The sequence below is a fragment of the Gluconobacter aidae genome, assembly GCF_009547075.1.
Lineage (GTDB): Bacteria > Pseudomonadota > Alphaproteobacteria > Acetobacterales > Acetobacteraceae > Gluconobacter > Gluconobacter aidae.
Genome location: NZ_WIPH01000106.1, coordinates 1 through 618, shown reverse-complemented (window position 1 = coordinate 618; position 618 = coordinate 1). Strand labels below are relative to the sequence as shown.

Here is a 618-nt window from a genome sequence, read left to right as displayed (position 1 = left end):
CACACCTTGGATATTCTCAATATCTTGGCTGCGCAGATTGCAGATTTCTCCTAATCGTAAGCCTGTATAGAGAGCGACGTTGACCATCCCCGCATAGGTCCTGCATGAGATGCCGCGATGCTCCCATTGGTCCGGTGTGAGTAGGGCCAGCTCTTCGTCGGTCCAGCAGCGTCTTTCTGTCTTCTTGGCCGTATTGAAGGACCACTGCGCCCAGGGGTTCTTGGCGACAATTTCGCGTTGCACGAGTACGGACCATAGTGAGGATAGACGGGAGAAGTGGTTTTTCACAGTCTTACCGCTCACGGTCTCAAGCCCTTGCTCTTTCGCTGATTTTACCGCGTCTCGAATGGGAAGACGGTTCTTGGATTTTCCGTGCGTTGCGGGAAGGCCGAGGAGCAAATCGTGAAAGTCGCCTGCTGTTGTTCCCGTTACCTGATTAACGGGTAGGTCCCCAAAAGCTTCGATAAATAGGTCGAGGGTTGTTTTCGTACCCTTGATGGTGTCCGCGCTCTTGGTGGCGTCAGTGAGAACAAAGCGTTGAGCCATCGCGCTAATAGTTTGGACCTTGGTGTTCTTGCGCTTCGTTGTGACTGGAGGCAGCAAGGCTTGAGGCAGTTC

General features: G+C 53.2%; 1 protein-coding gene. It reads right to left on the bottom strand.

Annotated features, from left to right (window positions below):
* Positions 1-618: site-specific integrase (locus GFJ39_RS14150; protein ID WP_407645911.1), on the bottom strand; the 618-nt coding region annotated here is incomplete at both ends.